Genomic DNA, 10957 nt, shown 5'->3' on the forward strand with positions numbered 1-10957 from the left:
TTATGAGCAACGCTAAAGATGTAACTGACGCAAGTTTCGGCACCGACGTTTTGTCGGCCGAGAAGCCGGTAATCGTGGATTTCTGGGCGGAATGGTGCGGCCCCTGCCGTAAGCTGGGCCCCATCCTGGACGAAATTTCCGTCGAATACGGCGAAAAGGTGGATGTCGTCAAGGTAAACGTTGATGACAACCCCGCGATCGCTGCGGAATATGGAATCACCTCCATTCCTGCCGTCTACCTCTTCCAGGGTGGCGAGGTGAAGAGCACCGTTATCGGTGCCAAGCCCAAGCAGTTCTTCGAGAAGGAATTTTCCGACGTTCTGTCCTAAGCTCAAATGCCCATCCTGAACATGGGTTTGTAGGAGAGCGGCCATCGCCATGAAGGTGATGGCCGCTCTTTTTATATACGCCGCTTTCAGGTCAGTCCATAGGGCGGAAATGGGGCAGCCCCGCTGATCCGCTTGTCATTGCGGGGCAAGTAGTCATAGGAAGGCAATGTTTCACGTGAAACCGTATATTTTGTGCGACCAATTAGGCGAAGCGGAAGCAGGCGCAGGCAATACTCCCGAGTAGTAGCAGCTGCGCCGCAGGTTTTCTCAGGATCGGCAGCAGGTCTGCACAGGCTATGTGTAAGGACCGCAGAGGACGGCAGCAGGCAAAGCCACTCGGGTAGGACCGCAGAGAATGCCAGAGTACGTTACAAGAATGAACTCGGCCTACACTCCGCCAAAACTCTGTACAGGACACCACGACCGGGATAAGGCATAGGCTCAGCGATGGACCTATCGAGGGACGTGGCTTTACACTTACCGGCACTGGTGAAAGTGTTTCACGTGAAACGACGGTCCGTGCGCACTCATCCTGGTCCTTCAGTCCAGCAGTAGCAGGAAGTCCCACCATCTAGCTTCTATATGCGCTACACATGTATCCAGCAGCTGGGCACTTGTGGGCCGCCTTCCAGGGCGTGCTGCTGGACAGGTACGGGGAGCCAATGCCCGAAACCAGGACCCGTGCAGCATGTACCGTCGTCACTAACAAAAGGGCCGAGTGGCTCCACGACAACTATTCATATTGTGATTCGTGCGCGTCAGAGAGCCATAGCCGTGCAGAGCCGGCACGTCGGAAACTCGAATTCGCGGAAGAAGGAAGAGAAAAACATGCCGTATCGGTCACACCGAAGCCGATCTTCAGTAGGTGGCCGCTGCGTGGGTTGCAGCATTTAGAATTCCCCCAGAGCTGAATAGTGCGTCCACCTCGAGGTTGCACAGACCCTGATGCACACTGAGCCCGCATGGGACAGCGATGACTAGCGCGCAGCATGGTGGTTACTCATACGGGCGACACAGAAACGTCCAGCCGCTGCACTCTGCCTCCTGGCCCGCGGGCCACCCGTGCGCGTTCGTCTCGCCGTCACGCGGCCATGTGGGCCGTCGCGCGAGGCGAGCCTTGGTCGGTTCAAGCGCGCAGCGCGCCGAGGGTCGACCACCCGAGGCCGCTGCCCGATCTAGTGGGGACGGGCAGTACGAGATATGAGCCACACGCCTCCCCGGTTTCACGTGAAACAGTTAGAGCAATGACGGGACGACTGCAAAGTCAACGTCACGGCAAGGGCCGTTGTACGACGAAACCTCTCAACAGGAGAGCTGCACCGACTTGCAATGTTTCACGTGAAACCGTCGGCTTGTCGTCCTCACACTTTCCGTGAAAAGAACGGGTTCCATGTTGCCTTGGGATGTTGAAGCAGACCCAGAAAAGTCTCCCTTGTCAGCTTCGTGCACAGAGGTATCTCAAAGACGAAACGTGAACTCACTGGACGGTTTAGCCTATACACGCGCATCCTTGGGCGTCCTCAGGGCGGCATGGGAGCCATTGCTCTTAAACGAACCACCCACCGCACGGCACTGCATCCCATCAAGAATAGATGCGGGCCTGGTGCGAACATCGGTGCAGGAATGGACTGGCGTTTGCTTAACGGATGCGGGTTGCGACTTCAGGGGAGCCCTTCGAATTTCCAAACTGCCCTTGGGTCTCGAAAGGTACTTCGCTCCCCGAAGTGGTGATGAGCAGTCGGTGCTGTCAGCAATGGCGTGTTGTGAAGGGGTACCTCTTGGGCAGCCGCACACCGAACCCGCGGGTTGGCCATGCGCTTACCAACGTCAATATTTGGGGGACGACGAACGGGGAAGACAGGGGAAGGCGCGCGCGAATTGAATCAGGTCATGATGTTTATCCCCACGGTTATCCACAGGCGCCCGCCCCGCAATCCACACCTTTATCCACATACCCTTCCACCGCCAAACAACAGCGAGCACGTCGGCTCCGGCATGCTCCGTGGATTGCCGGCCGCTCCAGGTGGTGCGCGGCGATTCTCAACTACTCCTATCCCCGGAACACATTCCGACGCAGTTTCGGGAATTCGAGCGGCTATCAACCGGCCAAGATTGCGTCGGGGCATACCGTCCTCCATGCACGCATGCTGCAGCCCGCCGTTTCACGTGAAACATCGCAGCTCCTTCGGAGCGTCACAGCAGCCGCTCCGTTTGGCGCAGGGTATGCCTGCCCCATGAAGAGCCTGATGGAGTCAGCGGGAGGCAGAATGACAGCGCCGGGATCCACAGAGTTATCCACAGCTCTATCCACTGACCGCACAGGCCTGTCGTCCCCAGAATCAAGCGGGGGAGAGACCCCCTCCGACCGCCTACATAGAGTCCTGCACCTCACGTTCATGTTCCTTCACAACGCGAGCCGGGCATGCGGAGCGGCACGGCATGGGCGTGTTCTTACGCACTAACGGGTACTACTTGGCTCCAACCTGCAAGGGATCGAGGACAATGCGCTGTCTCGACTCGCCCTTGAATCGCGCCCATGTCGCCCCATCGGACGCAGCGCCCGGATGGGAAGCTGAGCAGACATAAGCAAGAGGAAGCTCCAGCCGGGGCCTCCGTCCCTCGCACAGTGCAGCGCCGTCCTATGCCGCCGGGGACCTCAGACCCCTAGGGAATACCTTGAGAGCTCGCCAGGCATCTCGGCCTACACGACCCCTGACCCCTGCGTCAGCTGCAGCATCGGGGACTTGGGCAGCGAGTATGGCCCCAAATCCCATCCTTGCTGACAGTGGCCTCCGGGATTGGTTGGCACGAGTGTAATGGCCAAGAGCACGCCCACCAGCGATGGCTTCCCGTACCCGTTGGCCGCTAGGTCAGGCGTGCAGGAGTAGGAGTACACCGGGACCGGTATTGGACGACAAGGCAGGCACGGTCCTGGATGCCTCCAGTGGCGTCAGAGAAACTGACTGCAGGCAACCAGCGTTCACGACTCCTCCGAGCTTGTCGCACGCACAGGCGGTGTCACAGCGAGGAGTGTAGCGTTTCACGTGAAACATGCGTTTTTGAAACGATGCTCATCTGCTTGAAAGGCAGAGCGTGGCGGATCTTGAAATTGGAACACGGACAGGGAGGCACTTATGCTTCAGTTGCCTGTAAATTCCTTGGTGATCAGCCGGCGCCGCCGCTGGATCAGACTCGAGAGAACCGCGCGTTTCACGTGAAACGCTAGGTGCTGACACCACAAAAGAATTGTCCGTGACCGCCCGCCGTGATTGCTTCCCGTTCACTCGGGCCCAGGGGGCACTTGCGCACACGACTTACCCCCAGTGCAACCGGCAACCCATCAGGGACGTACAGGGCTACGCCTGAACCGTTGTCATCCAAGCGGCCTCAGCCTCTGCACGGAGCCGTTCGCCAAAGCAGAGGGACGAGTCGACGTGGGCTTTGCAGAAGGCGTTGTGGGTGTACTTCTGTGTTGTGCCCCCGCAATGGGCATGCATTGCCACTCCTCCTACTGATGCGGCCCTGGTAACCGATCAGAATCACCGAAGAACTGAAAGCCGGAAGTAGATCGGAGACTGCCAGTGATTTGTCGCTTCTACTGCCGCCACTAGAGCGAAGGGTCAGGATGCCCCGCAGGAACGATCAATTTTTCAGTCACCTTTAAATGTATGTGTCCTCTTCGAAGTCAATCCGTCGGGCAACCGAAACCATAGTCCTTGCGGACTACTTACTGGCCAGCGGTATTAGGCACGTGGAGGCACCGATATACAGAAAGGTACGTAGTACGCCAATGGTCACGAACCAGTACCGCCTTCGACCGCAGGAGTTGGCGAAAAGGCTGTATGTCTGGAACCGCCCTGCTATTACAAAAGATACGCGGTCCCAAGGTTGAAGACTCATCACACGCGCTATCACTAGCGACAGCGTTCATCCATTCACGTTTCACGTGAAACAGGTCGAGCGTTTCACATGAACACCACGCAGCTTCCTGCCGGCAGGCCTTCGCGCAACATGTCGCAGACGGGTATCTTCCCCACACCGTTGTATCTCGGGGTAGCGGCAATGTGTTCCCAGTTGATCACTCATCGCGAGAGAACGCATGTTGAATCGGACTCTGGGGACTTTGGGACGTGGGAAAGAGAAAGTCCACACAGGGGAGACGATGTTCCCACAACAGCCGGATGGCGGAACCAACGTCGCTGAGCTCATCCAATGGCCGGCTTAGCCTGGTGGACCACCTACTCTGCCTGAAGGTAGGAATCGACGTTTGGCCCGCCTACCCTCAACAGCGAGCCTCATCGCCCGATTTTGCAGAAGCGACAGCAGTATCAGTGCGCGGCCTCGGCCCGAACGGCCACCGGCCCCAAAGCTAGTGGCTTTGAACTCACTCCACAATGAAGAAGGCCCGATTCAGAATGAATCGGGCCTCTTCCTACCGCGGATCAGTTGGTCGAATCCGGAGCCAGAACATCCATGATGCGGTTCAAGTCCTCAACGCTGGCAAACTCGATGCTTACCTTACCTTTTCTCACACCGAGCGAGATCTTGACGTTCGTATCCAGGCGGTCGGAGAGCGAGGATGCCAGATAGTCCAGGCGTTCATGGCGGGCCCCAGGGCGCGGAATGTTGTTCTTAGCGGGCTTTGCTGGATCCTGGTACAGAGCCGCAGCCTCTTCTGTTGCGCGCACTGACATACCCTCTGCAACAATTCTCTGCGCAAGCCGTTCCATGGCGGCAGCATCAGGCAGCGACAGAAGGGCGCGCGCGTGGCCTGCGGAGAGCACGCCGGCGGCTACCCGCCGCTGCACCAGCGGAGGGAGCTTCAGCAGGCGAAGAGTGTTGGACACCTGCGGCCTGGAACGGCCAATGCGATCCGCCAATTGCTCGTGGGTGGTCCCAAAGTCTTCCAGGAGCTGCTGGTAAGCCGCGGCCTCTTCCAGGGGGTTCAGCTGGCTGCGGTGGAGGTTCTCGAGCAGGGCATCCCGGAGAAGGTCGTCGTCCGTCGTATCGCGAATGATCGCAGGAATGGTTTCGAGCCCGGCTGCCTGGACGGCGCGCCAGCGGCGTTCACCCATGACCAACTCGTAGGGTTCGCTACCTGCTTCAGTTGATGTGCGGACCACAATAGGCTGAAGCACGCCGATTTCGCGAACCGAGTGAACCAGTTCGGCCATGTCGTCTTCATCGAAGACATTGCGCGGCTGCTTCCGGTTCGGATGTATGTCGGAGACTGGGATCTCGGCGAAGCGGGCACCGGGAACTTCCACCAGCTCGACGCCGGAGTCGGCGGCCGCACCATCCTGTACTGCCTCCTCGGTGCCTGCGACCTCAACCGGCTTTGGGACTTCCAGGTCTGCCACGGGGGCAGAGGGTTCGGCAGCAGGCTTTGATGCGGCTGCGGGAGACTTCCTGCCAGGAGCCTTCTTTGCCGGAGCGGGGGATGCCACAGAGGCTGGCTTTTTATCGTCGCTGCTCTTGTCAGCAGCCTTGGGGGCAGTTGTCTTGCCTGGAGACGACGGGGTGACAGGCCTTGCCGCTTCCTTGTCCTGCATTCCGGTGACTGCTGCCGCTGCAGGCTGCTCCGTGGATTCCGTCTTCCTGCGTCCCTCCGGGAAGAACAGATCAACAGGCCGCGATGCCGCCCCACCGTTGCCGGAACCATTGGTTGCGGCGGAGCTTGGAATCAGCGCGCCAAGACCGCGGCCTAGGCCCCGTCGCTTCTCGCTCATGGGTAAATCCCTCCAGTGGTAGAGCCGGGCTGGGCCTTGCTCCGTGCGTTGCGGTATTGAAGATTCTAGCGTTCCGCTATTTCAGCGGCGGCTTCCAAATAGGACAGGGCACCACTTGAGGACGGATCGTACGTCATGACCGTCTGCTGGTAGCTGGGGGCTTCAGAGATCCGGACTGACCGTGGAACTACGGCCGAGAGGACCTGTTCGGGGAAGTGCTGACGTACCTCCGCGGCGACCTGGGCAGCGAGGTTGGTTCGGCCGTCGTACATAGTGAGCAGGATGGTCGACACGACGAGGTCCGCGTTGAGGTGCTTCTGGATCATCTCGATGTTCTTGAGGAGCTGGCTGAGTCCCTCCAGCGCGTAGTACTCGCACTGAATGGGGATCAGTACCTCACTGGCGGCGCAGAAAGCGTTGACGGTCAGCAGGCCCAGGCTGGGCGGGCAGTCGATGAACACGTAGTCCAGCCGCTCCTCGCCGTTCTTTTCGCGTTCCTTCGCATAAACGTCGATGGCCCGGCGCAGCCGCTGCTCGCGCGCCACCAGGGACACCAGCTCGATCTCAGCCCCTGCAAGGTGGATGGTGGCCGGCGCGCAGATGAGTTTTCCGATATCCGGGCACGGGGCTACGACATCGGCAAGAGGAACGTCGTTGATCAGCACGTCGTAGATGCTGTCCACGTCCGCATGATGCTCGATGCCCAAGGCAGTGGAGGCATTGCCCTGGGGATCGATATCGATGACCAGCACATTAAGTCCGGCCGCTGCCAAGGCGGCGGCGATGTTGACCGTAGTGGTGGTCTTGCCCACTCCGCCCTTCTGGTTGGACACCGTAAAGATGCGGGTCTTTTCAGGGCGGGGAAGCTGGCGTCCCATCAGACGCTCACGGCGTTTGGTTTCATGGGCAAGTTCCCGTGCGATGGGGCTGGAATCATCGATAGCGTCGATGACGTTCGATCGACCGTTTGCGGTTGTTTCACGTGAAACTGCACTTCCGGAGGCAGCAGAAACACCTGCTTTCGGGTAATTTCCACCCCGGGCGGGAGCCGTGCCCATGCCGGCAAGCCCGGACCCAGCGACAGAACGTGCCGACCCCAATGACACAAACGGCGGGATCCGTTGTGCGGAGGCTTCACTACTCGTCACTGGGGCACTCTCACTCTCGTTCAGCCAATTTTGCTGCCGTTGTCTAGCCTAACTGCTCCTGCCTGCTGACAGCCGTCAGCGGGCCCGGGTCAGGACTTCTTTTGGGACTTGTTCACCACGATGCGGACCACGGTAGTGGGCTCATCGAGCAGGTTGTCACCTACGGTCAGTACCGAGGTCTCAACGCCACCCAGCTTACGGATGGTCTTGGCCGCCTTCTCGATTTCCTCACCGGCGCTGCGTCCCTTGATGGCCACCACCTCACCGTGGCCGCCGAGGAGCGGGATGGTGAGGCCCGCCAGGTTGGTCAAGGCCGAAACGGCACGGGCCGTTACCACGTCAGCCTCCACGTGCCCTACGGCCAGCTCAGCGCGCGTGCGCATAACCGTGACATTGTCCAGGCCAAGGTCATCCACCACTTCCTGGAGCCAGATCACGCGCCGCTCCAGGGGTTCGATCAGCGTCAGCTCAAGATCCGGGCGTGCGATGGCAAGGCACAAGCCAGGCAGTCCGGCGCCGCTTCCGACGTCGGCAACATGGCTTCCCGGGGCAATCTCACTTTCGATGACCGCGCAGTTGAGCACGTGCCGGCTCCACAACCTGGGAACTTCGCGCGGGCCAATGAGGCCCCGCTCGGTACCGGAGGTGGCCAGGTGCTCTACGTAGCGTTTGGCCAGGTCCAGGCGATCGCCGAAGATCTTCTCAGCAGCGCGAAGCTCTGCCGCCGTGATGTCAACCATGGTTACTGGGTCAGCTTTTCTAGTCTGCGGAAACAACAATGTGGCGTCCGGCGCCTTCGCCCTCGGACTCACTGGCCAGGCCGAGGTCGGCTACGGCGTCGTGCACAATCTTGCGCTCGTAGGCGCTCATGGGTTCCAGCGCCACGGCCTTGCCGGTGTCCTTCACGGAGGCAACGGCGTCTTCGGCAATCTTCTGCAGGTGGCCGGTACGTTCCTGCCGGTAGCCGTTGATGTCCAGGACAAGCCGGGAACGGTTTTCCGTCGCCGACAGGACTGCCAGCCGCGTCAGCTCCTGGAGTGCTTCAAGGACCTCGCCGTCTTCGCCAACCAAACCTTCGAGCCCTTCGGCTTCCTCGTCGGCGACGATGGAGATGTAAGTGCGGCCGTTGCGGACCTCAATGTCGATGTCGCCGTCGATATCGGCGATGTCCAGCAATTCCTCCAGGTAGTCGGCAGCGACGTCTCCCTCTTCTTCGAGGCGGCTGACGGCGGAAACCTTGGCGGCGGAAGCATCCTGGTTCACGGAAGCGTCCTGATCTTCGATCTCTTCAGAAAAGGCGTGCTCGGTGCTCTCGGCAGACATTACTTCTTCTTCCTGTTCTTGCGCTGGGGCTGGACGCGCTGTCCCTTGATCTCAACTGCGGCGGCCGCGGCGGCATCGGCGTTGGCTGATTCGTCCCGCTTGCCGCTCAGGACGGAAAGTGCCGGCAGGCCCTTGGCGGCCCGGCGTTCGGCGAGGGCCTTGGCGGCGGGGGATCCCGGCGTCGGCATGCGGCGGATGACGAAGAACTGCTGGCCCATGGTCCAAAGGTTGGTGGTGGTCCAGTAAATCAGGACACCGATGGGGAAGTTGATGCCACCCACGCCGAAGACGATGGGCAGGATGTACAGCATCATCTTCTGCTGGCGCATGAACGGGCTGGCCATGGCTTCTTCAGACATGTTCTTGGCCATGATCTGCTTCTGCGTGATGAACTGCGACGCCGTCATGGCCAGGATCATCACGATCGACAGCACCACCACGGCGACGTTGCCTGCCCCGCCGTGCAGCAGGGCTGCGGACAGCGGCGCGCCGAAAATGCTGGACGCGTCGAACTCGACAACCTGTTCGTGGCTCATGGCACCGATGCCGGCGCCCTGGTCCTTGGCCTGCGAGATCCCCGACAGCACCTGGAAGAGTGCAAAGAAGAACGGCATCTGGATCAGCATGGGAAGGCATGCGGAGAACGGGTTGGTCCCGTGCTTCTTGTACATGGCCATCTGCTCCTGGGCCATGGCCTGGCGGGACAGCTGGTCGGTCTTGCCCTTGTACTTGTCCTGGAGCTTCTTCAGGTCTGGCTGCAGCAGCTGCATGCCACGCTGGGCCTTGATCTGCTTGACGAATACCGGGATCAGGGCGGCACGGATTACCAGCACCAGCCCGATGATGGACAGAGTCCACGTCCAGCCGCTCGCGGCAGGCATCCCGATGGCGCTCAAGCCATCGTGGAATCCAATCATGATGATGGAAACCAGCCACTTGAACGGGGCCATGATTGTTCCAAAGAAGTCCATACTTATCCCTATTCGTCAGGCCGCACTGCGGCCTTCTTCATCAGTCCGATCAACCCGGTAGATATCCGGATTGTTCAGCACAACAATTGTGGGGGTCCGGCCTTCCGGCCATTCCCGGCGGCCGGCGGGGACGTGGTCCACTCCGCCGGCGTTCCATGGGTGGCAGTGGCCAAGACGCCGGGCCGCCAGCCAACTTCCCTTGACGGCGCCATGGACGGTGACCGCTTCAAGGGCATACGCCGAGCATGAAGGGAAAAAGCGGCAGACCGGACCGTACAAGGGAGAAATCACCTTGCGGTAGGCCATCAGCAGAAGAATGAGGAGGTTGCGGGGCAGGTCCCAAAGGAACTTCCCGACGGCGGCCAACAGCTTGCGGGAACGGGCGACGACGGCAGTGGCGTTAGGCACGCGTTGTCCCCTCCTGTGTTGTACCGGCCGAACCTTTGGCGGCAGCCCGTGAAGGGCGGCCGGCCAGCCGGTTCAGCGCAGATCCCAGTGCAGCGTTGTAGTCCGACAGCAGCTGGTCCCAGCTGGCGGTGGCAGACGCAGGAAGCGCCCGCACCACGATGGCGAGTCCCGTACCGTGCCCGCGCAGCGATGCAGCAGCTGCTTCTCTCAGTCTCCTCTTAACGAGGTTCCTGACTACAGCGTTCCCTACACTCTTGGAAACAATGAACCCGATCCGGCTGGGTTCGTCGGCAGCAATAGCTGCCGCATATAACACTACGTTCCGGCGCCCATTGCGGACACCGGAACGTACAGTTGTTGAAAAATCGGTCGAGGTCCTCAGGCGGTTGCGGGCGGCCAGCACCTTAAACTCGCAAGGGATGTCTACCGACGAGCCAGTTATTTAGGCCGACAGTTCGGTGCGGCCCTTGCCACGACGGGCTGCCAGGATGGCACGGCCGGCACGGGTACGCATACGAAGGCGGAAGCCGTGCTTCTTGGCTCGACGGCGGTTATTCGGCTGAAAAGTCCGCTTGCTCACGTTAGTTACTCCAGTGGATCAAAGGTGCGCCCACCCGATCAGTATGGGGAAGAACTGGCCGACGCTAAGTTTTGTATATGCACGCTTCCCCCGGACTGGCCAGGCGCACTGCGACTGGAAAGTTCAAATGGGGCCAAAAAGCGGACACAAAGGACTTCACAACGTTAGGGCAATCCGCAGGCCGGAGTCAAACCGGAAGGTCCCTCTCCGACTGTCCCCAGCTGTGTCTAAGTATCCCCAACAACCTGTGGATGAAGTGGCTCACAGAGCCATCCGGAGAACCACAACGGTGTAATTATCCACAGCCGGATAGCCAGCTATCTTCTAGGCTTTTCATCCCCTAGAGTGTCCCAGTAGCCGATTATCCACGGGTTGTGCATAACCCTGTGGATGAAGCTGGGCCAGGACCCTGGTTCCGGACTTGGGCTGCAGGCAATGCAGGCACAGCAAGTTTTGAGGGAACCGATTG

General features: G+C 60.1%; 9 protein-coding genes. 1 reads left to right on the forward strand and 8 read right to left on the reverse strand.

Going from position 1 to position 10957, the window contains the following annotated elements; genetic code table 11:
* The first annotated feature begins 2 nt into the window (after positions 1-2).
* A complete protein-coding gene (gene trxA, locus ACIGJD_RS20435; protein WP_110545201.1) occupies positions 3-329 on the forward strand; it encodes a thioredoxin in 327 nt (108 codons plus the stop codon).
* Positions 330-4771: 4442 nt separating this feature from the next.
* On the opposite strand, the gene ACIGJD_RS20440 is transcribed toward trxA, so the two are convergent.
* From ACIGJD_RS20440 to rpmH, 8 genes are all read right to left on the reverse strand, one after another.
* Positions 4772-6058: a ParB/RepB/Spo0J family partition protein gene (locus tag ACIGJD_RS20440; RefSeq protein WP_483687728.1), complete on the reverse strand. Its 1287-nt coding sequence runs from the start codon at positions 6056-6058 to the stop codon at positions 4772-4774.
* Between the two features lie 65 nt (positions 6059-6123).
* Positions 6124-7206 carry a ParA family protein gene (locus tag ACIGJD_RS20445; RefSeq protein ID WP_483687729.1) on the reverse strand — a complete coding sequence of 361 codons (1083 nt, stop codon included), beginning with the start codon at positions 7204-7206 and terminating at the stop codon, positions 6124-6126.
* Positions 7207-7295: 89 nt separating this feature from the next.
* A complete protein-coding gene (gene rsmG, locus ACIGJD_RS20450; protein ID WP_483687730.1) occupies positions 7296-7946 on the reverse strand; it encodes a 16S rRNA (guanine(527)-N(7))-methyltransferase RsmG in 651 nt (216 codons plus the stop codon).
* A 19-nt stretch (positions 7947-7965) separates the two neighbouring features.
* On the reverse strand, positions 7966-8529 hold the full coding sequence (locus ACIGJD_RS20455) for a Jag family protein (protein ID WP_483687731.1): 564 nt from the start codon (positions 8527-8529) through the stop codon (positions 7966-7968).
* Positions 8529-9500, reverse strand: a complete 972-nt coding sequence (yidC, locus tag ACIGJD_RS20460; protein ID WP_483687732.1) for a membrane protein insertase YidC — start codon at positions 9498-9500, stop codon at positions 8529-8531. Before yidC ends, ACIGJD_RS20455 begins: the two co-directional genes overlap by 1 nt.
* 15 nt (positions 9501-9515) lie before the next feature.
* Positions 9516-9908: a membrane protein insertion efficiency factor YidD gene (gene yidD / locus ACIGJD_RS20465; RefSeq protein ID WP_483687733.1), complete on the reverse strand. Its 393-nt coding sequence runs from the start codon at positions 9906-9908 to the stop codon at positions 9516-9518.
* Complete coding sequence (gene rnpA / locus ACIGJD_RS20470) at positions 9901-10311, reverse strand: ribonuclease P protein component (protein WP_483687734.1); 411 nt, start codon at positions 10309-10311, stop codon at positions 9901-9903. The genes yidD and rnpA overlap by 8 nt, the downstream gene beginning before the upstream one ends.
* 39 nt (positions 10312-10350) lie before the next feature.
* Complete coding sequence (rpmH, locus tag ACIGJD_RS20475; protein WP_003800212.1) at positions 10351-10488, reverse strand: 50S ribosomal protein L34; 138 nt, start codon at positions 10486-10488, stop codon at positions 10351-10353.
* Between the last annotated feature and the right edge of the window lie 469 nt (positions 10489-10957).

The sequence above is a fragment of the Arthrobacter sp. E1SS-5 genome, from assembly GCF_057073715.1.

Coding starts and splice junctions, on each gene's coding strand:
- trxA (WP_110545201.1), top strand. CDS start 3: ATGAGCAACGCTAAAGATGTAACTGACGCAAGTTTCGGCACCGACGTT.
- ACIGJD_RS20440 (WP_483687728.1), bottom strand. CDS start 6,058: ATGAGCGAGAAGCGACGGGGCCTAGGCCGCGGTCTTGGCGCGCTGATT.
- rsmG (WP_483687730.1), bottom strand. CDS start 7,946: ATGGTTGACATCACGGCGGCAGAGCTTCGCGCTGCTGAGAAGATCTTC.
- ACIGJD_RS20455 (WP_483687731.1), bottom strand. CDS start 8,529: ATGTCTGCCGAGAGCACCGAGCACGCCTTTTCTGAAGAGATCGAAGAT.
- yidC (WP_483687732.1), bottom strand. CDS start 9,500: ATGGACTTCTTTGGAACAATCATGGCCCCGTTCAAGTGGCTGGTTTCC.